Raw genomic sequence first — 21336 nt, 5'->3', positions numbered from 1 at the left:
TGGGATTGGCATGAGGACAGGTTCAGAACTGATATATATAATAATGAGTACTATTTGGGTGACCGTCCCTTTCTGGAAGAACGCCCAAAAAAGCTTGCCGCATGGTTGACGGGGGTCCTATCTCCATGCGTATTGCTCGACTATGGCGGTGGAAATGGCCAGCTGGCGCGCCTGCTAAACTCACGGGGGTTCGAAGCCGCTTGCTATGATCCATTTTATGGTAGAGGGGATCTTCCACAAATACATGGCGAAGTCGTGACCGCATTTGAAGTGGTTGAACACGTTCCGGACCAGCATTTACTATTCAGAGAGATGGCGTCCCTATGCCGCAAAGACGGAGTGATTATTTTTTCTACGCTACTCAAGGCAAGGCACCTTAAAGATGACTGGTGGTACGCATCGCCTCGGAATGGGCATATTTCGTTTCACACGAGAAAAAGCATAAGCTTACTATTATCACGCCTATCTCTGCATCATAAATCCTTATCAAGGGAGATTCATTTGGCGGCATTTACCAAAGAAGCTCTTATGAGGTTTGAAAATATTAAAACCATAAACATCAGTGCCGATCCGTTGTTTCATTTTGCCAACAGGTGGAGTGAATTAAAGCGCGGCATATATTGATGCTTTATTGCGAGACTTTATGCAACTACTGAGCGCAGCTTATTGAAGAATAATAGGGCGCCTTCTCTGTGCTTGTGATATTGGCCATCGGCAAGGCTCTATATTTCAGGATCTCTATTTATATATTTATTGGCTTTTACGTCCGACCAAGCCTTTTGATTATTTGGACCGGACAGATTTGGCAATATGCCGGAGAACAATTATGGCGATCGGAGATGCATCTAATGAGCCAGATTTGTCCAGAAATATGGACAAAATCTTGGAGAGCATCAAGTTCGAGCAGGATCATACCCGCAAGGTAAAGGCCTTTATCCGCGTCGGAATTTCATTCTTGGCTTTTCTCCTGGGGTGGTGGGGGTATCTCAGGGGTCACAAGGGCATGCTTGGCCCCGCAGATGTCATTCAATACGCCTATCAGGCTTTCCAACTGTTGACCTTTAACATGCCGCCCGACGCATTACGGGCCAATATTCCCTGGCAATTGCAGGTGGCCCGCTTCGCGCTACCCAGCTTGGCGCTCTATACCACCGTAAGCACCTATCTCGATTTTGCCCGTCGTCCGCTCCGCACCTTCTGGTCCGTTCGGCGTAGGGACCATGTCATTGTGGTGGGCGGGGGCGAAAAGGCGCTGGAGGTAACCAGGAGATGTGTTGCCCAAGGCCATTCCATGGTGGTGATCGTTCCTGAAAGCACCCCCGCTACAGAGCAACTAAACGACCTGGGTGTTGCCGTGGCCGTGGGGGCCATCGGGAGCAAGACGACCTTCATGCGGAGCGGCATCACCCACGCGAGAGCCGTTCTGATCCTGACGGGAGTGGATGCCACCAATCTCCAGGCCTTGCTGGTTGCCCGCGAGGCCGCCGCAGGGCGGACGGCGGACCAACCCTTGTTGCTGGCTTGCGAAGTCCAAGACAGCGAACTGACGGCGGTCCTTTCCGCCTCCTTTGCTGAACAGCGCGGCGGACCAATCGAAAGCCACATCATCGATTTCACCGACAACGTGGCCCGCCAACTGGTGCCCCGCCTAGCCCCGGTGCTGGGGTCGTCACCCGATCCGCATCTTATGGTGGTCGGCGGCGGTGATCTTGCCCTGCACATCGTGCGCAAGATCATCTTAAACGGCCCTGAGGGCATGCGTATCACCGTCGTCACCCGCGATCCGGACGCCACGGCAAAAGTCTTTTATGCACCTAATCCGGGGTTGAAGAATTTTCAGGGACTCAAGTTCACAGAAGGCGAGGCTGGTGCCGGTTTTGCAATGGGTGCCGCTGTGGCATCCATGCTGGATGGGGAGCGATTGGACGCCGCCTTAATCTGTGCTGGTGACGAGGCCGCTATCGCTGCAGCGCTGTCGCTGTGCCGTGGGTGTTCGGCACGAAAACATCCCGCCACTCCTATCTTCGTTCGTCAGCGGGCGGGCCAATTCCTGCTCGAAGCAGCCCGCCTGACCATACAGGATCCAAATCAGTCCGTGCTTCTGTTCGGGTTCGGCAGCGCCGATGAGGAGTGCTCACCTGATCTCTTGTTACGAGGCACGTTAGATCGTCTGGCGCGCAGCATCCACGAAGCCTATCTGGCCAAGTCGCCATCGGAAGCCGCCGCAGTATCCTGGGAGTGCCTGCCCGAGACATTTCGAGAATCCTGCCGCCGCCAAGCCGACCATGTCTACGTCAAATTGGCTTGGCTTGGCTACGAAGCTATCCCCGGCTCTGACCCGATGGATCTGGGGATAACCGGCGATACTCTGGAACGGCTGGCGGTAATCGAGCATTGGCGGTGGTGTGTCGACCGATGGCTCGACGGTTGGAGCTTGGGGGAAACCAAAAGCGAATCAGCGCGCACAACCCCCTATCTGGTTCCTTACGCCATGCTGGCAGAGGACATCAAGGCGCTAGACCGCGATACCGTGCTATATTTGCCCAATCTTCTTGCCCGAGCCGGCATGACCGTACGCCGGATCAAGGCTCGGGGTGATTGAAGCAAACTCGTTTTGCGAACCAATTCCAGAGCCTGTCCGTCTATCCCTGAACTTCGGCACCAAAGAGGGGGGAACTGAAATGGCATCGACACCGGAATGGGCGGATATGGACTTCCTCGCCCAGGCTCCGACCAGGGAAACGGCGCGCGACCTCTGCCTGCTGATCAACGATTTGTGCGCCCTGGACAAGATCCGGCAGGTCGTCGTCCTGGAAGACACGCTGGATCACCCCGAGCGCAGCCTGCTGTTCTACGCCTATCGCCAAGTGCGGGATCGTCCCTGGCTGGCGGAACCGGTGCGCGACATGTTCCGCTATGTCACCTATGGCTATGGCCTGAGCGAATTGTCTCAGGTTGATCGGTTGCTCGAGTCCCGCATCGCGACCATGGCCGAGGAAGACCGCCGCGAAATCCGCGACATTCTCGCCCACTGGGCCGATGACGAGACGCGGGAAGACCTGCGCCAGCGGCTGAATGACGTCGCCGCCGACAAGGTGTTGGTGCTGCGGGCCTTGCGCAACGGCTTGACGGGCCACCTCGGAGGTGCCGCCCCCCAGATTTCGGCCGACAATGCCCGCTTCTCCCTGCCGAAGCACTTGCGGCTGGACTACGACGAGCTTCTCGACCTCATCGCCAACTCGGTGCGCATCCGCGTGGGAGGCGCGGACGAACTGATCCTCCCCATCGATCCCATCGATCCCGCCCGTTACGATTATGACCGACGCATGGCTCGCCGCCTCAGGGAGGAGAAGGAGGAGGTTGAAGAGACGGTTGAGCCGGTTCCCGACCTGGAGGGCAGGTTGAACGCCATCGCCCAGGGTTGGGCCAATGACGATCCCGACTGGTGCCAGTGGGTTGACCGATTGGCGGGATATCTCCAGGTCATCCGCGAACGCTCACTGAAGGAATTGCTGCGGCTTGTCGACAAGGAACATTGGGCCATCAGCCTGCTGGGGTTGCCGACGCCGGTGGTCAGCCGAATCTTCGGCTTAATGAGCAACGGTGCCCAGGCGTCACTCCTCCGGGATATGGAGAATCATTGCGATTTCGACGGCATTTGCCTGACCCATGGCCATGTGTCCAGGACGCGAGAAAGCGTCCTTCAGGTCATCGAGCAGAAGGGGCTGGCCGATGGCGGCGCGGCACGGCTGAAGACGATCATGCATGCGCCTCTGGGCTACGAGGCGTTCGATGCCTTGGCGACGTTGGACGACGGCGAGTTGAATGCGCTGTGGCGCCAGACCAGCAAGGATACGGTCGGGACCGCGTTACTGGGAACTTCTATCGAGGTTGCCGTACGCCTCCTCGACCGCCTGAGCGAGGACGCCCGCCAGATGATGCTGGACGATATGGAAAGCCTATCCGCCGAGAAGACAACGGCTGATATCCAACAGGCTCAAAGGGATGTGCTCATGTCATGGGATGATGACGCGACAATGGATGAGACGCTGGCGGGAATCCGGGCAATTTTGGCAGAATCGGCATCATGAGTGGAATTGCTTCGATCCGCTCATTGATCCGCGAAGCACCGACGCGGAAAGCCGCCCTGGCCTTGCTGCTGTGCCTCTACGACCTTTGGTCCTTGGCCAAGGCCAGAGGGCCGCTGGCTTTGGAAGACCACGTCGTTTATCCAGAGCGGAGCGTCATCCTCCACCAGCACCGGTCATTGGCCCGACTGCCCTGGCTGATGGAGCCGCTGATCGATCTGGTGCGCCACTTCACCCTGGGGACCGATGGCAGTTCCGCATACGGCCAAATGATCGACGGCATCATAGCCGCTGAAGAGCGGTGGATGCGCACCGTCCACGGTTTGGTGATGCTGCTTGCCACAGCAATCACCGCCTTATGGGTGATTGCTGTGGCCATCTTAAGGCCGCCCCTGATCATGGAAGGAAGCCTTGCCTGGCCCATGGTCACGCCCTGGATCGTCCCCATGGGACTGACCATGCTGGCGCTTCATTGCGTCAATGCTTGGATCGGATTGGTTGCGAGCGAGCGGCTCGGCATGTTTGAGGCCCTGCGCCGGGGAATATGCTTTCACGCCGATGGCGCTTTTGCCCCCCAGGTGAGCGCGGATGCCGCCCGCTTGGCGTTGCCACAACGGCTGCGGCCGAGCCATGACCAGTTGGAAGCCATGATCAGGGCTGAGTCCGTACGGCACCTCTATCCCGGCGCCCCCTTGCTGTTGCCTGCGGGCAAAGCCGGCGGAAAAGACAGCGCCACGGCCATCCAGGACATGTTGGACCGGTTAATGCCGTCCGATCTTGACAGTTTCGAGCGAGATCAGAGGTTGGATGAACTGCTGACCGATCTTTCCGACCATGCGCCCCCGGAGTTTTCTGCTGTATCTGTGGACTTCAACCGCCTGCAGCTCCTTGGAACAGATGGCATCCGAGTATTGCTGCACTCCGTTGACAAGGACATATGGTCCCTGGCGTTGCGCGGAGCCAGCTCACATACGGCTCGGTCCATCCTTGACTGTATCAGCCATCGCGCTGGGCAATTGTTGATGCGGGACATGGAGGCGCTGAACGGCGCTACGGTAGCGGAAATTCTTGAGGCCCAGCGCACGATCATCGAAATGCTCAGAAACTTGCGTGCGACAGGGGCGTTTCCGGATCAGGCGACCTTGGACAGGGAGTTCTTCGCGCAGATATCATCTCTGGACGCCCCCCTATCCTGATGCAAATCATCGCAATGGCTTTCATGGCGGGAGCATTCGAGTGACGATATTTACATCCGCAATCCAGTCAGTTCGTGCGCTGCGCCGCGAGGCGCCGACGCGACAAGCCGCCCTGGCCTTGCTGCTGTGCCTGAACGACCTGTGGGCATTTGCCAGAGACAAGGGCGATCTGGCGTTGGAGGCCCAGGTGGAGGCGCCGCTCTCCGATTCCCTGTTCCTCCGTCACAAGGCCGTGTGCGATCTGCCCTGGCTGCTGACGCCACTGGTGGATTTCGCTCGGCGGCTGACCTTGGGCTCCAACAACGCCAAACAGGCCCGGCGCCTGTTGCTGGCCTATCGGGAGACTGAGCGGCGTGCCCAGGAGCAGGTAGTGCGGCAGGCGTCGTTGGTCTGGCCGCTCGGGCTTTGCCTGTGGCTCGCCGGTCTGGCGGTACTGGGTGAGACGGGCATCACGACGCTGGCCTGGTGGGGGGGCTCGCTGGCCGCCGCTGGCGTGGCGGCGGGAATCTGGCTGGTCCGCCTTCGCGCCATCGGTGATCAACGCCTCGGCGTTCTCGACGCCATGATCGAGGGCTGCCTGTCCTATCTGAACGGTTACGTTCCTCGGGTCTGCGCCGAGAATGCCCGCACCGTCCTGCCGCCGGCCCTGAGGCCGAGCTTCTTCGACCTGGACGAGGCCCTTTGCGCGAACAACACGTCCATCCCCATCGCTGGCTTCGTCGCCGCCCAGGGCAACATGCTGGAGTTGACCGAGCCCAAGGTCGATTCCGAGGAGCCGGCCATCGGAACCAAGGAAGAAGAAGACCTGCTGGCACTGTGGAAGCGGATGAGCGGAGAGGAAAAAACATGACGACGGACTGCCCCTGGTCCCAAGACGCCTTCCTGACCACCCTGGCCTTCGCCGCCGAACGGCATGGCGACCAGAAGACGCCGGCCGGTTTCCCCTATATTACCCATCTGGCGTCGGTGGCCCAGGAGGTGATGGCCGCCCTGGCCGCGAAACCCGGGCGCAATGGCACCCTGGCGGTGACGGCGGCCCTGCTCCATGACGTGATCGAGGATACCGCCACCAGCCCCGAGATGGTGGCAGAGCGGTTCAGACCCGATGTTCTGGCGGCCGTCATGGCCTTGACCAAGAATGCCGACCTTCCCAAGGAACGTCGGATGCCCGACAGCCTGGAGCGTATCCGAGCCCAGCCGCCAGAAGTCTGGATGGTCAAGCTGGCCGATCGCATCGTCAATCTCGGCCCGCCGCCCGCCCACTGGACACGGGACAAGATGGCCGCCTACCGGGCCGAGGCGGAGACCATCCTGACCGCCCTCGGCGACGCCAGCCCCTTTCTAGCCCGCCGGCTGGCACCACGCATTGCCGAATACGGGATCCATTTGGATGGCACCGGGTTGGCCCATCTACCGCCCACGGCTGGGTGACACGACGAAACCTGTGTGATAATCGGTGGGCATGTCCAGCCCAGATGCCCTCTACCATCGTCTGTTTGCTCATCCGCTGATGGCGGAACAGCTTGTGCGTGACTTCGTGCCCGAGGCCATGGCGGTCGGGTTGGACTTTGCCGGCATGGAACGGGTCAACGCCAAGTTCCATGACCGTGATGGCAAGCGGCGCGAAGGCGACGTGATCTGGCGAATTCCGACGGCTGATGGAGAGGATGTTGTCCTGCACATCCTGTGCGAGTTTCAGTCATCGGTCGATTGGTGGATGTCAGTGCGCACCCAGGTCTACGAAGGGTTGCTGTGGCAGCATCTGATCGCCGAGAGGAAGCTGAAATCCGGAGACCGCCTGCCGCCGGTGCTGACCTTGGTCCTCTACAACGGCGAACAGCGGTGGCACGCACCGACCGATACCGTCCCGCTGATAGCCTTGCCTACCGAATCCCCGCTGTGGCCTTGGCAACCACGCGCCCGCTACCATCTTCTCGACATGGGCGCGGTGCCGGAAGAGGATCTGGCGACCCGCGACAGCTTGGCTGCATTGCTGTTCCGGCTTGAACACCCCCACGAGCCGGAAGAATTGGCAGGACTGATCGATGACGTGGTAGGATGGTTCCGTCGCCATCCGGGCTACAATGAACTCAGACGCCTGTTCACCGAATTGGTGCGGCAGGCGATTGAAGGCTACGAGGCTTCGGTGATCGTGCCCGGCGACATGATGGAGATGCGGTCGATGTTGGCGAATCTGGGTGAGACCTGGAAAAAGCGGTGGAAGGCGGAAGGTGTCGCCGAGGGGCGCGTCGAGGGCGAAGCCAAGGCTCTCATTCGCCTCGTTGAAAAGCGGTTCGGCCCACTACCAGCTGATCTGCAGGCTCGCGTTCTGGCCGCCGATGCAGTCTCGGTCGAGACGTGGCTTGATCGCCTGATGGAAGCGCCGAGCCTGGACGTGCTGTTTAGCAGCACCAACTGACCAAGTAACCCAAGCTTCTCGCGGGCGCCTGGACGCCCCCCATAAGCGCTTGATATTCCTGCGTAGAGGGTTGGCTGGCGGTTCCCTTCCCTACGCCATTCTCACCAGACAAACTGGCTCTACCGCTAAGACGCGGCCTTGGATATCCCGAGGTTCCGCGCGCTTTTGCGCGGGGTGGGTGCTGACACGAGCTTGCCGGATATAGGCCGACTTCTCTCACCGAGACAGGAGCCCACCATGATCAACGAGACCATCAGCCCATTGCGCCAACGCATGATCGAAGAGATGACGATCCGTCACTTTTCGACGGCAACCCAGAAAAACTATATCCGAGCCGTCAAGGAGTTCGCCGATTTCTTCGGCCATTCGCCCGCCAAGGCCAGTGCCGAGGATAACCCTTAACAGATTTGGACATTCGTGCTGCCTAGCGGCCGATGAGTTTGACACTGCTTGGCATTCTCAATATTGTTCGGCAGGGAACAACCCCCTGAGCAGGTGCTTGGCATGAACGGAACGGCCCCCCTTGATACCGCTGTGGGTCCTCGGAATCCGCCTTTTTTCAAGATGGAGCGGAAATTCGGATTCGGTTCCGGGTGGGTCATATCGACGCTTTTAATCGCGGTTCTGGTTGGTGCTCCGGTGGCATTTATACTCGGCCATGTTTTCGTGTCGTCGGGTGATATATGGGGGCATCTCGCCCAAACGGTGCTGCCATTGTATATCGTTAACTCCATATTCCTCATGATCGGAGTAGGCGCTTGCGTGATGGTCGGCGGCGTCGGCACGGCATGGCTTGTCACCATGTGCCGATTTCCGGGACGGAACACCCTTGAATGGGCGCTATTATTGCCCATGGCCATGCCGGCCTATGTCGTGGCCTACACCTATACCGGCCTTCTCGATTTTTCAGGTCCCGTTCAAACGCTTCTTCGGGATGTTTTCGGCTGGAGTTCATCACGCGACTATTGGTTCCCGGAGATTCGTTCGCTGGGCGGCGCCATTGCTGTTATGTCCCTGGTCCTCTATCCCTATGTTTATCTTCTGGCGCGTTCGGCTTTTATGGAACAATCGGTCTGCGTGCTTGAAGCCAGCAGGACGCTGGGCCGAGGCCCTTGGAGCGGATTCTTCAAGGTAGCGCTTCCCTTAGCGCGGCCATCCATTGCCGCCGGAACGGCGCTGGCACTTATGGAAACATTGAACGATTTCGGTACGGTCCACTATTTCGCCGTCGATACCTTTACAACAGGGATCTACCGAACGTGGCTTGGCCTGGGAGAGCCGGCAGTTGCGTCCCAACTAGGGGCTGTCCTGCTTCTTTTTGTCCTAGCTCTGGTGATCATCGAACGTATTTCGCGTGGTGTTGCGAGGTTTCATCATACGACGTCCCGTTATAGACACCTGCCCGGCTACCAACTGAGCGGATGGCGCTGCCTAACCGCCCAGTTGTTCAGCTTCAGCGGGTTGTTCTTCGGCTTTGTGCTACCTGCGATGATTCTAGCTTGGTGGTCGCTTCGGTATAGCGTCCTCAACTTCGATTTTCTCCCCATTGTGCGGAACAGCTTCCTCTTGGCGCTGGTTGCTGCTCTTGCGGCTGTATCAGTCGGGGTCGTCATGGCTTATGCGCAGAGGCTGAGCCCTTCACCGATAACCCGCTCGGCAGTTCGCCTCGCCAGCCTTGGCTATGCGATACCCGGTTCAGTCATTGCCGTCGGCACGATGGCTCCCTTGGCAATGATCGACAACATAGTCGCGACTTTTGTCTCCGAGCACTTCGGCGTCAATGTTGGGCTGTTGCTGACAGGCAGCATTGCCGCCCTGGTTTACGCATATCTTGTGCGTTTCCTGGCTGTGTCATTCAATGGCATTGAGGCGAGTTTGGGCAAGGTCACCCACTCCATGGAGGCAGCCTCCAGGACCTTAGGACAGGGAGCCTTCGGGACGTTGCGTCGCGTTCACATTCCGCTGATCAGAGGATCGCTTCTGACGGCGGGCCTTCTCGTTTTTGTCGATGTTATGAAGGAACTTCCTGCAACGCTCATCATGAGGCCGTTCAATTTCGATACGCTTGCAGTTCGCACATTCTCTCTTGCTTCAGATGAGCGTCTGATGGAGGCTGCCGCGCCGGCATTGGTGATCGTGCTGGTGGGACTATTGCCCGTAATTTTGCTCAGCTATGCGGTTGCCAAGTCCCGCCCGGGAGGAAAGTCATGAATAAAATATCCACCAAACCAGTCCCCGCCCTGTGTGGCCCTGGTCCACATTGCTCATTCAATCCCCACGGCGGCTGCGCAGCCGACCCTGATCGCATGTCGCCGTGCCCTCCGGGGTCAGCGTGCCTGATTATGGATAGTGTTTCATGCGCATATGGCGAGAACCGTGTGGTAGACGACGTATTCTTCGCTGTACGGCCGGGTGAGTTGTTGTGCCTTCTAGGGCCGTCCGGATGTGGCAAGACCACAACGTTACGCATGGCAGCAGGCCTGGAGAAGCCGGTAGAAGGGCGGATTCTGCTCAATGGCCAGTTGGTAGGTGGCCAAGGCGTCCATGTTCCGCCTGAAAATCGAAATGTTGGGTTCCTCTTCCAAGACTACGCCCTGTTTCCTCATCTCAACATCCTGGACAATGTCGCCTTCGGCATTCTCAACAAGCCCAAGGCCGAGCGTCGTGACCGCGCCATTGAGATGCTGAGACAGGTCGGCATGGATAAGTTCGCCGATGGCTGGCCACATCAGTTATCTGGCGGTCAAATGCAGCGCGTAGCTTTGGCGCGGGCTTTGGCGCCACAGCCCATGTTGATGCTGCTCGATGAGCCATTCTCTGGGCTGGACAAGCGCTTGCGGGATCAGATTCGAGACGAGACACTGCATGTGCTGAAATCCTCTGGCGTTTGCGTGCTGATGGTCACGCACGATCCCGAGGAGGCAATGTTCATGGCCGATCGCATAGCGATAATGCGGGGAGGCCGCATCATTCAGATCGGCGAACCCGAGGAGTTGTACAGACGTCCGGCATCCTCCTTCGTCGCATCGTTCTTTGGCGAGGTGAACCGCCTCTCCGTGAGAGTTATGGACGGGGAAGCACTGTCACCGTTCGGTTCGTTTCCCGCCCCAGGCTTCAAGGATGACGAGGTGGTCGATCTGGTGATCCGTCCCGAGGCGGTGTCACTTGAACTTGACGACGACGGCATTGCGACCGTTCTGGTGTCGCACATGCTGGGGAGATCCAATCTCATCCATATGCGCATCGACTCTGACCACGCCCCCCCCCTCCATCTTCACGCGCGAACGACGGGGAGCCTTCCACACATCGAGGGAGCCCGCATCTCGGTCACCATTGATCGATCACAGGTCCATGTTTATGCGCGGGAGGATCAGGTAGACCCCGACCCCGTACCAGAGGACGTTCCCGCACCACCTGCAAATGTGGGAAACTTCTGCTGACCCGCATTCTTGCTTCATGCCAACAAACGAGTGAGGACTTGTACATTGACACCCACGAGCAAACACATCTTGTCTCTCATCCGGATCAGCGCCGCCGTGCTGTTCAGCATCTCTGCTTGCGCCGTTTCTGCGGCCGAGGTCAATGTCTATACTGCGCGCAAGGATCATCTAATCAAGCCGATCCTCGATAAATTCACGCAGCAGACGGGCATCAAGGTTAATCTGCTATCAGCGGGTGAGGACCAGTTGATCGAAAGACTGAAAAGCGAGGGCAACAATAGCTCCGCCGATATCTTCCAGACTACCGACGTGGCTCGTCTCAACCGTGCACGGGTCGAGGGGCTGCTGCAGCCAATATCGTCGCCGGTTCTTGAGAAGAACGTCCCCACAAAGTACCGAGACCCCCAGGGCTATTGGTTCGGCCAGTCGGCTCGTGCGCGAGTGATCTTTTTCAGTAAGGACCGCGTCAAGCCCTCCGATCTTTCCACCTTCGATGACTTGGCCTCCCCGAAATGGAAGGGGCGCGTTTGCGTGCGCAGTTCGGCTTCTGCCTATAACCAATCCCTGCTGGCAGGAATGATTGCGGTCGATGGGTTGGAAGCTTCAGAAAAGTGGGCCAAGGGTGTAGTCGACAACATGGCCAGGAAGCCGCAAGGCGGCGACCGCGATCAGATTGCCGCCGTCGCATCGGGACAATGCGACATCGCCATTGCCAATACCTATTACTTCGCTGGAATGCTGACATCCGACAAGGCCGAGGAGCGCGACGCAGCGAACAAGGTCGCGCTGTTTTGGCCAGGGCAGCAGGGGCGTGGCACGCATATGAATATCTCGGGAGCGGGTGTCACCAAGTCCGCCAAGAACAAGGCAGAGGCGATCAAGCTGATGGAGTTCCTCTCAGGAGCCGAAGCGCAGCAGTTTTACGCCGAGGCCAACAACGAGTTCCCCGTTCTTCCTGGGGCCAAGCGCTCGCAGCTTGTATCGTCCTGGGGAGATTTCAAGGAGGAGACGATCAACGTCGCCATGTTGGGAGAGAACAACGTCCAATCTATTCGTATTTTTGATCGGGTTGGCTGGAGATAATCTTCCGACGAAACTCATGACAAGCCCAGATCCAGACAGAAGGTTCTCCATTGAGAGCCTTCTGTCTGGTAGGGCATCATGGTCCACTCATATTTGGCAATTTTGCCAGATAGCGGCAGGCCGCAACTAACACACCTGAAATGGTATGATCGCAGGAGATCCGGCGTGAGCGACCAGATCCAATCTCTCTACTACAGCATGCACATTTTTGTCTGCACAAACCGCCGACCCGACGACAATCCGAAGGGATCATGCGCAGCCCACGGCTCTGAAACCCTGCGCGAGCATCTTAAGGATGCCCAGAAGCGGCTGGGTCTCAAGGATGTGCGGGTCAATTCAGCCGGATGCTTGGATCGCTGCGGCCACGGCCCGGTGTTGGTGATCTATCCTGAGGGCATTTGGTACAGCTTCCGCAGTACTGCCGATATCGACGAAATATTGGAAACTCATATCCTCAGTGGCAGACGGGTCGAGCGATTGATGGTGGATAAGCCTTTCTTACCTAAGATTGGTACAGAAGTTAGTGGTTAGCCTCCGCCTCATGGGGCCTCCAAAGCGTTTCTTGAGCACACGCGGCAAACATATAGTGATCCCTTGTCGGATGGCTCCTGTGGGTCAAATTCGGTCAATCGCCCCCACCCAACAAACGGATGATCAGAGCCGCCTCTTCATCAGGACGGAAGGAAGAAGCCAGACTGTACAGAGACGCGCCAAGCACTGATTGAGAAAAATAGGGAACAATGCCAATCGACCACCTTTCATCCCGATTCCTGCCAATCTTTCCCAAACTCTCTGAATAGCCACGGAATCCGCCGTCTCCGATAATCGGGGGCATGTGGAAATCCCTTCTCCGCGCCGTTGGCCTCGACCGCCGCCGCTCGTTTGACGCGGCGGGCGGTGGTCGCCGTTGGGATGGCGCCCGCACGGTGGACGGCCTCAACGGCTCGATCCAGGCCGGTGCTACCACGGCGGCCCGGCGTGCCGGCTGGTACGCCCGCAACAATCCCTGGGTGTCGGCGGCGGTGCAGTCGCTGGCGGCCAATGCGGTGGGGGCCGGCATCAAGCCACGTTCCCGCCACCCCGACGCCAAGGTCCGCGACACCCTGCATGCGCTGTGGGATCGCTGGACGGATCGGGCCGATGCCGCCGGGCTGACCGATTTCTACGGCCTCCAGGCCCTGGCCTTCCGTGCCATGGTCGAAAGCGGCGAGAGCTTCGCCCGCTTGCGCATCGCCGAGGATGTTTCTCCGCTGCCCCTGACCATCGACCTGCTCGACCGCGAGCAGGTACCGATGGACCTGCACCGCGACATCGGGGCCGGTGCCCGCATCCGGGCCGGAATCGAGTTCGACGGCTCGGGCCTGGTATTCGAAGCCATCCTCACGCACGGTGACGCAGTGCTCGACGCCCTTCCATTCCCGCACCAGCCTTGTGCCGGCGATGGGGCGGTCCAGTTCCTTCTTGCGGCGGCCCTTGGTGGTGTCGAAATCCTCCGCCATGTTTTCGAGGCGGGCGATGGTGGTGACCGCCAGCCCGCCATAGGCCAGTTCCTGGAGGCGGTAGGCCAGGCGGCTTTCCAGGAAGGTGCGGTTGTAGGGCGGCGCCTCAGCCTCGAATAGGTCGCGCCACAGCGACTTCAGGTCGGGGATCGGCGCGGTCTTCAGGGCGGCCAAACGGGCCAGCAGTGGTTCGGTCATGGGGTTTTCCTCCGTCGGTTGACGGGGACATGACCGCTCTGGCGGGCCGTGAAGTCGACGGAACTCTCTCTGGCGTCAGCAGATAAACGCCTCGACTTCCGCGCCTTCAGCCGGATCAGGCCGACGGCCAGGATGTCGGCGAGTTCGTCGAGGCGCTCAGGCGGGGTCATGCGGTCGGGATGAAGAGCGTTGTGCATCGGAATGTCATCGGCCTGTCTCGGGTGGCGCGAGGCTATGGACGCACCCTATCCGCCGATACGTCCAAACCGGTGATCCCACTGGAATGAGCAAGGGGGTGAACCGTTCCACCCAAGAACCCAGGAGCGGACTTTCTCCGCTTGATAGATGCCGCCGATAGAGTGATGGATGGTCCCACGAACGCCGGAGGGAACCATGATGAAGCACATCGACAGCGCCAAGGCTTTCGACGCCTATATTGCCAGGAAGGCCGAATTTGACGCCATGCTCGCCCGGCTTCGGGAATTGAGCGCCGACCACTTCAACTGGTCACCGGACGAGATCACTTGGGGCCATGTCGGCACCCTCGGACATTACGCCGAGATGCTGGAGCGCATCACCGACAGTGCTTTCCACGAGGGCGAACACGCCGAGTATCCGCACCGCCCCGTCCGGCGTCACGCTGGCGGGGCTTGGGGTGGTACAGGCGCGGGACGGTCCCGCGCCGCATTCCGGAGGGAACCACCATGTCGCTGTCCGATACCCAAGCCGTCATTCTGTCCACTGCCTGCGCCCGCGAAGGTGGTTTTCTGCTGCCCGTCACCGCCGCCTTGAAGGGCGGTGCCGTCAACATGGTGCTGAACAGCCTGATCAAGAAGGAACTGGCCGAGGAAATCCCCGCCGAACCCGGCAATCCGGTCTGGCGCGAGGACGAGGACGGGACCCCGCTGACGCTCCGCGCCACTCCCGCCGCCTACGCGGCGTTGGGCATGGTCGGCGACACGGGCGCCAACGAGGGCGCGGAAGAGGAACCGGCGACGGACATGGCCGACCAGCCGGAAATCCCGCCCTCGGAAGCCCTGGGCGCGAACACGCCGCGCAAGACCCGCCAGGGGACGAAGCAGGAAGCCCTGATCGCCATGCTGAAGCGGCCCGAGGGTGCCAGCATCGCCGAGATCATGGAGGTGACGGGGTGGCTTGGGCACAGCATCCGGGGCTTTATCGCAGGCACGGTGAAGAAGAAGCTGGGCCTCGCCGCCACCAGCGAGAAGGTCGAGAGTCGGGGCCGCACCTACAGAATCGCCGAATAGGAGCCGCACCCATGCCCCGCTACAGCGTCATCATCACCCGCGATGTTACCGAAAGCACCGTCGTTCAGGTCGAGGCCGAAACGCCCGAGCAAGCCGAGACGGCGGCCTTCAATAAACTGCACGAGAGTACCGAAACCGAGTGGGAACTCGACGAGGGCTCCTGGAACAAGGGCGATTCCTACGTCACCGGTGTTGACGAAATCCCCTGATGGCGCCCGATTTCGGTCAGCACCATCAGGGCTTGGTCAAGGGCAAGATGGTCACTTGCCCTTGACGCGCGTTCAACCTGGATTTTGGCCACAGCGAGAGCGGCCTGACCATAGTGATCCATCAGGTCATTCGCGGCACGGGCCACATGCTCGGGATTGACGGCCATGACTTACAGCGACTTCTTCAAAGCCGCCGCCGTGCTGAACTTGATCGAGGTCGAGGCGGCAATGTCGATGACCTCGCCAGTCTTTGGGTTGCGGCCCTGGCGCGCCGGGCGCTAGGCCTTGGCGAAGGTACCGAAGCCGATCAGGCGGAAGCTGCCATCGGTCTTCACACCATCGACGATGGTGGACAGCATGGCCTCGACGGCTGCATCGGCCTGGGCGACGGTGCAGCCGGTGGCCTCACGGACGGACTTCGACAGGGCGGGCTTGGACATGGTTGACGAAACCTTTCTTAGACGCGATTCCAAACAGTAGATTCGGTTGGTGCCAAATCCAAGCCTTCACCGCCAGAATGTAGCCGATCACCACGTTGGTGGCGGCCTCGGTCGACGACATGCGGCGGCTTTGGCGCATCAGACTAATCCATTGAAAATGATTGATTAATCAACTTGATAAGCCTGCGCTGGAGAGCGTTAGTGGGTCCACCAGAAACGGAGGAACGCCACGATGCAAACCCGCGACGAAGCCTTGGCGAAGATCGCCACCACCATCCTGGACGTGGAAACTCTGGCGACTCGCAACAGCGACCGCCTCGATTTCCACGAGTTGTCGGTCTGGCAGATCAAGAAGGCGCTGGAGGCGGCCTACGCCGCCGGACAGGAGGCGAAGTGAACATGGCCTTGACCGTCCGTCCCACCGCCGCCCTGAAGGCCCATCCGCTTTGGTCGCAGACCGACTTCGAATATTTCCGGGGCAAGGGCTATTCCAACCAGCAGATCCTTGAATTCTGGGAGCGCGACCTGCGCCTCGGCTGCCAACCGCTTAACTGGAAGCCCACCGACGCCAAGTACCAGAATTCCCTGCGCCGGATCACCCGGTAATGACGACGGCGATCAGCGAGGCGCTGCTGCCCGCGAACGGCTCGGACACTCCATTGATCTCGTCACCGCCCGAGCCAGCGGCGGCGGTGGTGGCCGTCACCTTCGTCATGTCGACCCTCCCGCCAGGACATCGGGAATGTCCCGCGCCCCGTGCAGGATGCGGACAATCCGGGGCGGGCAGCGCCGGGCGTTATAGACGATGACGTAAGGAAAGCCGGTCAGGGCAAGGAAGCGATACGGCGCCTCGGTAAGATCGGCGCGAAGCGTTCCGATCTCCGGATGGCTGCCAATGGTGACGGCGGCCGCCGCCACGGCATCCCGCAACGCCTGTGCCGCCGCGGGGTTATCCCTGGCAATCCAGCGCACGGCGTCCAGCACATCGTCGCGTGCCGCCGGCGACAGGGTGGCAGCGGTCATTGCCGTCCGCGTTTGATCAAGGCGTGTTCGATGATGCCGTCGGCCTCAGCCAGGACATCGGCCAGGGCGATGTCGCCGTCACGGTCGGCTTCGGCTTCGGCGTTGCGCAGCATGGCGAGGAGACCGTTCCGCCGCTCTTCGGCTTCCTGCAAGAGGCGCAGGCCGGAGCGGACCACCTCGCTGACATTGTTGTAGCGACCGTTCTCCACGCAGGCTCGGGTGAATTTCTCGAGTTCCGGGGTCAGGCTGACGTTGGTCGCCATGGCAAGGCCTTAATGTCAAACATTGACATAATGTAGGCTGCGGCAGCGCCGGAAGCAAGGCCTGCCGCACCTCCTCGGGTCGGTGTCTGGATGTGTCGACCAAGGGCTGGTGCCTACCCGAATGGGTCGTTACCACAAAACCACCCTTTGGGGCTGGAAACTACCCAAAAGCAGCCCAAATGGGTGGTTTTGCGGTAACTGCCCGAATGGGTAGTTACCACCCGGCCTGTACCACCTCGTCCCGAAGAAAGGTTGCAGGGCCAACGGCCACCATGTAGTGTTTGTCACTACATCCTCTGCCATGGAGAGCTCGATGCGCACCATTCCCGCCGCCGATGCCAATCGCGAATTCTCGAAACTTCTTCGTGACGTGAGCGAAGGCGAGACCATCGTGGTTACGTCACGCGGCAAGCCGGTGGCGCGGATATCGCCCGTGGGCGAGGCCGACCTGCCGGGACGGGACAGCGCACGGGCTGCGCTGTTGATGCGCCTGCGCGAACAGCCTGCCATCGGGGCCGCCTGGACCCGTGACGAGTTGTACGAGGGCTGATCCCATGCTGGCGCTCGACACCAACGTCCTGGCCTATGCCGAGGGCGTCAACGATGCCCGCCGTCAGGCTCGCGCCTTGGAGATCATCGCGGCCCTGCCGTCGGGCATGGTGCTGGTTCCGGTGCAGGTTCTTGGAGAACTGCATCGCGTGCTGACGGTCAAGGCCAGCCGCGCGCCCGAGGCTGCGCGGGATGCCATCTTGTCGTGGATGGATGCCCTGATCTGTCGGGATACATCGTCGTCCGCCCTGCTGTCGGCGCTGGATCTGGTGGCCGATCACCGGCTGTCGTTCTGGGATGCGCTGATTCTGGCCGTCGCCGCCGAGGCCGGATGCCGTCTGCTGTTGACCGAGGATTTGCACGAGGGGTTCACCTGGCATGGGGTGACCGTGGTCAACCCCTTCGCGGAAACCATCCATCCCTTGCTGGCCGGCATGATGAGTGCCGCGGGCCATATCCACTAACCCGATTCGACGCGGCGATGACCATGGTAAAGAAGGCGGTTCCTCTGATCGAGCATGCACTGCGTTTGCGGCAGGTGGCGACAAAACAGGCATTGGAGGCCATGGCCTTTGCTCCCAGGGCCAAGGTGGAGGAGACGGTTCGGGGTTGGTTCGGCAAGGGCTTTGATCCCGCCGGTCCTTCAGTGCTGGCACGGGCCTTGGCCCTGGCGGCCGATCTGGCGATAACGTTGCCCTCGGCCAGCGGCAGCACAGCCATCGACCGCATGCTGCGCCAGCGCCGCCCGCAACCGGGCGAGGAAGATGCTTATGACTCCCTGCGCCGGACCCGCTTCCGCCTGCTGCGGATCACCGGCGAGGCATCGGACGGAAGCCTGCTGCTCGACGACATGGCCGATGGCGGCACATTGCGGCTCTACGACGACATCATCCCTGTTCTGCCGGGGCTGATGCTGGCGATGCGACTGTGCCCCATCCCCGGGACCGACGGCTTCATCGCCGTCAGCGCGGTCACGCCGCTGGACGATTCCACGCTGGCGGTGGCGCAGCCGTTCATCCGCTCCGGGGGCAAGGGCCTGTCCAATCCCCATCGCTGTGCCGAGGCGATCTATCGCCACGTCCTGCGCCATGGCGGGCTGGAAGTCCCCGGCATCACCGACATTTCCGAACGCCTCGATGCGGCCGGGGATTTTCCCTATGGCCCCGAGGACAGCGACCTCGACGCCCTGGCTTTCTCCTGGGCGGAGGGCGAACCGACCGCCGACGAACTCGCCCTGGCCCGTCGGATGACCGATGCCGAAAGCATCATCGAAGCGGTGTCGACCGGCGCCTTTGCCCGCCATTGCGGACGGGGTGATTTGGCGACCGGTTATGGCAAGGTCGCCTCTGTGATGATGGAGACCGTGCAGCGCCGCACCCGTTCCGGCTGGGGCGGGCGTGTCGTTTCGCTCGATGCCGTCGCCGCCGAAATCGACCGTGCCGTGGCGGCGGGCGAATGCCCCCCGGTGGTGCGGGAATGGTTCGACGACTTGCGCCGCCAGGTGCGGGTATCGCCTGCCGGATCGCATCATGATGCCGATCTCGACCGCCTGATCCAGCGCATTCAGGCGCTCAGGGCCAAGACCGTGGATCAGGGCTGCACCGAAGAGGAAGCCCTGGCCGCCGCCGAGAAGGTGGGGGAATTGCTCGATCGCTACGGCCTGTCGCTCAGTGAACTGGACCTGCGCCGCCAGGCTTGCGAGGGCGTCGGCATCGAGACCGACCGCCGCCGCACCGGCCCCATAGACGAATGCGTCCCTGCGGTGGCTGCATATTTCGACTGCCGGACCTGGATCGAAAAGACCGCAACCGGCTTCGTCCGCCATGTCTTCTTCGGCCTGCCCGCCGATGTGGAAGCCGCCCACTATCTCTATGACCTGATCGAGATCGCCTTCGCCACCGAAACCCGGCATTTCAAGACCGGGGCGGTCTATGCCGACCTTGAGTCCGGCGAACGGCGCAGCGGCACCAACTCGTTCCAGATCGGCCTGGCCCACGGCATCGCCTGCAAGCTGCAAAGTATGCGCGAGGAACGCGAGGCGGCAATGATCCGCTCATCGGGCCGCGATCTGGTGCCGATCAAGGCATCGGTGGTCGATGACGAACTGGACAGTCTGGGCATCAACTTCACTGTCAAGGGCAGCCGCGCGCGCCGTACCGTGCTGTCGGATGCCTATGAGGCGGGAAGCGAAGCCGCGCAACGCTTCGACATCCACCCTGGTCTGCACCATCGCCGAGGCCGACGACCGGAACGGTGACGAGAATGGCGTTCCCCGGCAACTATCCACGGCGCATTCTTCACGACGCTCATCGGCGATCCGGTGCTGGCCAAGGTGTCGCCGTCGAGGCGATGCTGTCCACCATCATCGACGGGTGCGAAAGCCGATGGCAGCTTCCGTCTGGTGGGCTTTGGTTCCTTCGCCAAGTCGAAACGCGCCCCCAAGATCGGCGAAGCCATCGAAATCGCAGCCACGATCCTCAGCATCTATCGGAAGCGGCGTCGTTCTTCTCCGCCGCCACGACTGTCGCGTCATGGAACGGGCGGAGGAAAATGCCCGCAGCAGCGCCTCGCTGATCGGCAGCGTCAATGTCGGGTGATCCGGCGCAGGGAATGCTGGTACTTGGCGTCGGTGGGCTTCCAGTTCAGCGGTTGGCAGCCGAGTCGCAGGTCGCGATCCCAGAATTCAAGGATCTGCTGGTTGGAATAGCCCTTGCCCCGGAAATATTCGAAGTCGGTCTGCGACCAGAGCGGATGGGCCTTCAGGGCGGCGGTGGGGCGGACGTTCAGGCGGGGCGGCATGGTCATTTCGCCTCCCGCCCGGCGGCGTAGGCGGCTTCCAGGGCGGCCTTGATCTGCCAGACCGAGAACTCGTTAAAGTCGAGGCGGTCGCTGTTGCGGGTCGCCAGGGTTTCCACGTTCAGGATGGTGGTGGCGATCTTCGCCAGGGCTTCGTCGCGGGTTTGCATCGTGGTGTTCCTCCGTTTTTGATGGACCCACTAACGCTCTCCAGCGCAGGCTTATCAAGTCGATTAATAAAGCATTTTCAATAGATTATATTGATGCGCCAAAGCCGCCGCATGCCGTTGACCGAGGCCACCGACAACCTCGTGATCGGCTACATTCTGTCGGTGAAGGCTAGGATTTGGTGCCAACCGAATCTACTGTTCGGAATCGCGTCCAAGAAAGGTTTCGTCAACCATGTCCAAGTCCGCCCTGTCGAAGTCCGTCCGTGAGGCCACCGGCTGCACCGTCGCCCAGGCCGATGCCGCCGTCGAGGCCATGCTGTCCACCATCGTCGATGGTGTGAAGACCGACGGCAGCTTCCGCCTGATCGGCTTTGGTACCTTCGCCAAGGCCGAGCGCCCGGCGCGCCAGGGCCGCAATCCGAAGACCGGCAAGGCCATCGACATTGCCGCCTCAACCTCGATCAAGTTCAGTACGGCGGCGGCTTTAAAGAAGTCGCTGTAAGTCATGGCCGTCAATCCCAAGCATGTGGCCCATGCCGCGAATGACCTGATGGATCACTATGGTCAGGCCGCTCTCGCTGTGGCCAAAACCCATGTGGAACGCGCATCAAGGGCAAGTGACCATCTTGCCCTTGACCAAGCCCTGATGGTGCGGACCGAAATCGAGCGCCATCAGGAGTTTTCGTCCACACCGG

General features: G+C 60.5%; 30 protein-coding genes and 3 pseudogenes. 23 read left to right on the top strand and 10 right to left on the bottom strand.

Annotated elements, in window-relative coordinates; all coding sequences use genetic code 11:
- From MTBSS4_RS14060 to MTBSS4_RS22145, 13 genes and pseudogenes are all read left to right on the top strand, one after another.
- Positions 1–624: class I SAM-dependent methyltransferase (locus MTBSS4_RS14060; protein WP_217425545.1), on the top strand; the 624-nt coding region annotated here is incomplete at its 5' end.
- Positions 625–826: 202 nt separating this feature from the next.
- A complete protein-coding gene (locus MTBSS4_RS14055) occupies positions 827–2602 on the top strand; it encodes an NAD-binding protein (protein WP_173984036.1) in 1776 nt (591 codons plus the stop codon).
- A 106-nt stretch (positions 2603–2708) separates the two neighbouring features.
- Positions 2709–4091, top strand: a complete 1383-nt coding sequence (locus MTBSS4_RS14050) for a FliG C-terminal domain-containing protein (RefSeq protein ID WP_254432558.1) — start codon at positions 2709–2711, stop codon at positions 4089–4091.
- The gene (locus tag MTBSS4_RS14045; RefSeq protein ID WP_173984034.1) at positions 4088–5284 is read left to right on the top strand and encodes a FliG C-terminal domain-containing protein; all 1197 of its coding nucleotides are present in this window, start codon (positions 4088–4090) and stop codon (positions 5282–5284) included. Before MTBSS4_RS14050 ends, MTBSS4_RS14045 begins: the two co-directional genes overlap by 4 nt.
- Before the next feature lie 40 nt (positions 5285–5324).
- Entirely contained in the window at positions 5325–6134 is an 810-nt protein-coding gene (locus MTBSS4_RS14040) for a hypothetical protein (protein WP_173984033.1), read from the top strand.
- A complete protein-coding gene (locus MTBSS4_RS14035; protein ID WP_173984032.1) occupies positions 6131–6715 on the top strand; it encodes an HD domain-containing protein in 585 nt (194 codons plus the stop codon). The genes MTBSS4_RS14040 and MTBSS4_RS14035 overlap by 4 nt, the downstream gene beginning before the upstream one ends.
- Positions 6716–6746: 31 nt before the next feature.
- Complete coding sequence (locus MTBSS4_RS14030; protein WP_173984031.1) at positions 6747–7703, top strand: Rpn family recombination-promoting nuclease/putative transposase; 957 nt, start codon at positions 6747–6749, stop codon at positions 7701–7703.
- Between the two features lie 237 nt (positions 7704–7940).
- Complete coding sequence (locus MTBSS4_RS14025) at positions 7941–8105, top strand: phage integrase N-terminal SAM-like domain-containing protein (protein ID WP_173984030.1); 165 nt, start codon at positions 7941–7943, stop codon at positions 8103–8105.
- 102 nt (positions 8106–8207) lie between these two features.
- Complete coding sequence (locus MTBSS4_RS14020; protein ID WP_173984029.1) at positions 8208–9914, top strand: iron ABC transporter permease; 1707 nt, start codon at positions 8208–8210, stop codon at positions 9912–9914.
- A gap of 95 nt (positions 9915–10009) precedes the next feature.
- Entirely contained in the window at positions 10010–11143 is a 1134-nt protein-coding gene (locus MTBSS4_RS14015; protein WP_254432559.1) for an ABC transporter ATP-binding protein, read from the top strand.
- Between the two features lie 96 nt (positions 11144–11239).
- Positions 11240–12226: a Fe(3+) ABC transporter substrate-binding protein gene (locus tag MTBSS4_RS14010; protein ID WP_254432557.1), complete on the top strand. Its 987-nt coding sequence runs from the start codon at positions 11240–11242 to the stop codon at positions 12224–12226.
- A 198-nt stretch (positions 12227–12424) separates the two neighbouring features.
- On the top strand, positions 12425–12757 hold the full coding sequence (locus MTBSS4_RS14005) for a ferredoxin (RefSeq protein ID WP_173984038.1): 333 nt from the start codon (positions 12425–12427) through the stop codon (positions 12755–12757).
- A 302-nt stretch (positions 12758–13059) separates the two neighbouring features.
- A pseudogene (locus MTBSS4_RS22145) lies at positions 13060–13527 on the top strand (phage portal protein); the annotation flags it as partial.
- 114 nt (positions 13528–13641) lie between these two features.
- Here MTBSS4_RS22145 and MTBSS4_RS22140 read toward each other — a convergent pair.
- Positions 13642–13923 (bottom strand): annotated as a pseudogene (locus tag MTBSS4_RS22140) (DUF2924 domain-containing protein); the annotation flags it as partial.
- The gene (locus tag MTBSS4_RS13995) at positions 13920–14120 is read right to left on the bottom strand and encodes a hypothetical protein (protein ID WP_173984026.1); all 201 of its coding nucleotides are present in this window, start codon (positions 14118–14120) and stop codon (positions 13920–13922) included. The gene MTBSS4_RS13995 and the pseudogene MTBSS4_RS22140, both read right to left, overlap by 4 nt.
- Positions 14121–14316: 196 nt before the next feature.
- Between MTBSS4_RS13995 and MTBSS4_RS22430 the strand changes: the two genes are divergently transcribed.
- Genes MTBSS4_RS22430 through MTBSS4_RS13980 form a run of 3 tightly spaced genes read left to right on the top strand, consistent with a single transcriptional unit; the run spans position 14317 to position 15400 of the window.
- Positions 14317–14715, top strand: a complete 399-nt coding sequence (locus tag MTBSS4_RS22430) for a hypothetical protein (RefSeq protein WP_254432556.1) — start codon at positions 14317–14319, stop codon at positions 14713–14715.
- Positions 14628–15191: a DUF3489 domain-containing protein gene (locus tag MTBSS4_RS13985; protein ID WP_173984025.1), complete on the top strand. Its 564-nt coding sequence runs from the start codon at positions 14628–14630 to the stop codon at positions 15189–15191. The genes MTBSS4_RS22430 and MTBSS4_RS13985 overlap by 88 nt, the downstream gene beginning before the upstream one ends.
- Before the next feature lie 11 nt (positions 15192–15202).
- On the top strand, positions 15203–15400 hold the full coding sequence (locus MTBSS4_RS13980) for a hypothetical protein (protein WP_173984024.1): 198 nt from the start codon (positions 15203–15205) through the stop codon (positions 15398–15400).
- Here the strand turns inward: MTBSS4_RS13980 and MTBSS4_RS13975 are convergent.
- The 3 genes and pseudogenes from MTBSS4_RS13975 to MTBSS4_RS13965 form a co-directional block, all read right to left on the bottom strand.
- The gene (locus MTBSS4_RS13975; RefSeq protein WP_173984023.1) at positions 15370–15567 is read right to left on the bottom strand and encodes a hypothetical protein; all 198 of its coding nucleotides are present in this window, start codon (positions 15565–15567) and stop codon (positions 15370–15372) included. The genes MTBSS4_RS13980 and MTBSS4_RS13975 overlap by 31 nt on opposite strands.
- A gap of 3 nt (positions 15568–15570) precedes the next feature.
- Positions 15571–15840, bottom strand: a pseudogene (locus tag MTBSS4_RS13970) (HU family DNA-binding protein).
- Positions 15806–15979 carry a hypothetical protein gene (locus MTBSS4_RS13965; RefSeq protein WP_173984022.1) on the bottom strand — a complete coding sequence of 58 codons (174 nt, stop codon included), beginning with the start codon at positions 15977–15979 and terminating at the stop codon, positions 15806–15808. The pseudogene MTBSS4_RS13970 and the gene MTBSS4_RS13965 overlap by 35 nt, the downstream one beginning before the upstream one ends.
- Before the next feature lie 93 nt (positions 15980–16072).
- On the opposite strand from MTBSS4_RS13965, the gene MTBSS4_RS13960 reads away from it, so the two are divergent.
- The gene (locus MTBSS4_RS13960) at positions 16073–16237 is read left to right on the top strand and encodes a hypothetical protein (RefSeq protein ID WP_173984021.1); all 165 of its coding nucleotides are present in this window, start codon (positions 16073–16075) and stop codon (positions 16235–16237) included.
- A 2-nt stretch (positions 16238–16239) separates the two neighbouring features.
- Positions 16240–16446: a hypothetical protein gene (locus tag MTBSS4_RS13955; protein WP_254432555.1), complete on the top strand. Its 207-nt coding sequence runs from the start codon at positions 16240–16242 to the stop codon at positions 16444–16446.
- A 105-nt stretch (positions 16447–16551) separates the two neighbouring features.
- On the opposite strand, the gene MTBSS4_RS13950 is transcribed toward MTBSS4_RS13955, so the two are convergent.
- On the bottom strand, positions 16552–16863 hold the full coding sequence (locus tag MTBSS4_RS13950) for a type II toxin-antitoxin system RelE/ParE family toxin (protein WP_173984019.1): 312 nt from the start codon (positions 16861–16863) through the stop codon (positions 16552–16554).
- The gene (locus MTBSS4_RS13945) at positions 16860–17126 is read right to left on the bottom strand and encodes a type II toxin-antitoxin system ParD family antitoxin (protein ID WP_173984018.1); all 267 of its coding nucleotides are present in this window, start codon (positions 17124–17126) and stop codon (positions 16860–16862) included. The genes MTBSS4_RS13950 and MTBSS4_RS13945 overlap by 4 nt, the downstream gene beginning before the upstream one ends.
- Positions 17127–17439: 313 nt before the next feature.
- Between MTBSS4_RS13945 and MTBSS4_RS13940 the strand changes: the two genes are divergently transcribed.
- From MTBSS4_RS13940 to MTBSS4_RS13930, 3 genes are read left to right on the top strand one after another with little or no spacing between them, the layout of a single operon-like run.
- The gene (locus MTBSS4_RS13940) at positions 17440–17676 is read left to right on the top strand and encodes a type II toxin-antitoxin system Phd/YefM family antitoxin (RefSeq protein WP_217425544.1); all 237 of its coding nucleotides are present in this window, start codon (positions 17440–17442) and stop codon (positions 17674–17676) included.
- Between the two features lie 4 nt (positions 17677–17680).
- Positions 17681–18139, top strand: a complete 459-nt coding sequence (locus MTBSS4_RS13935) for a PIN domain-containing protein (protein WP_173984016.1) — start codon at positions 17681–17683, stop codon at positions 18137–18139.
- Positions 18140–18156: 17 nt separating this feature from the next.
- Positions 18157–19932: a DUF2786 domain-containing protein gene (locus MTBSS4_RS13930; RefSeq protein WP_173984015.1), complete on the top strand. Its 1776-nt coding sequence runs from the start codon at positions 18157–18159 to the stop codon at positions 19930–19932.
- A 105-nt stretch (positions 19933–20037) separates the two neighbouring features.
- Here the strand turns inward: MTBSS4_RS13930 and MTBSS4_RS13925 are convergent, their stop codons facing one another.
- The 3 genes from MTBSS4_RS13925 to MTBSS4_RS13915 are packed head-to-tail and all read right to left on the bottom strand — an operon-like array spanning position 20038 to position 20641.
- Positions 20038–20262 (bottom strand): hypothetical protein, encoded by a 225-nt coding sequence (locus MTBSS4_RS13925; protein WP_173984014.1) that lies wholly within the window; start codon positions 20260–20262, stop codon positions 20038–20040.
- On the bottom strand, positions 20259–20480 hold the full coding sequence (locus MTBSS4_RS13920; RefSeq protein WP_173984013.1) for a hypothetical protein: 222 nt from the start codon (positions 20478–20480) through the stop codon (positions 20259–20261). The genes MTBSS4_RS13925 and MTBSS4_RS13920 overlap by 4 nt, the downstream gene beginning before the upstream one ends.
- Positions 20477–20641 carry a hypothetical protein gene (locus tag MTBSS4_RS13915; RefSeq protein ID WP_173984012.1) on the bottom strand — a complete coding sequence of 55 codons (165 nt, stop codon included), beginning with the start codon at positions 20639–20641 and terminating at the stop codon, positions 20477–20479. The genes MTBSS4_RS13920 and MTBSS4_RS13915 overlap by 4 nt, the downstream gene beginning before the upstream one ends.
- Positions 20642–20873: 232 nt before the next feature.
- On the opposite strand from MTBSS4_RS13915, the gene MTBSS4_RS13910 reads away from it, so the two are divergent.
- Both MTBSS4_RS13910 and MTBSS4_RS13905 read left to right on the top strand, forming a co-directional pair.
- Complete coding sequence (locus MTBSS4_RS13910; RefSeq protein ID WP_173984011.1) at positions 20874–21143, top strand: HU family DNA-binding protein; 270 nt, start codon at positions 20874–20876, stop codon at positions 21141–21143.
- 3 nt (positions 21144–21146) lie between these two features.
- On the top strand, positions 21147–21336 hold a 190-nt coding region (locus MTBSS4_RS13905; RefSeq protein ID WP_173984010.1), incomplete at its 3' end, for a hypothetical protein.

The organism is Magnetospirillum sp. SS-4 (assembly GCF_902729425.1).
Classification (GTDB): domain Bacteria; phylum Pseudomonadota; class Alphaproteobacteria; order Rhodospirillales; family Magnetospirillaceae; genus Phaeospirillum.
This window is presented reverse-complemented; position numbering and strand designations above follow the sequence as displayed.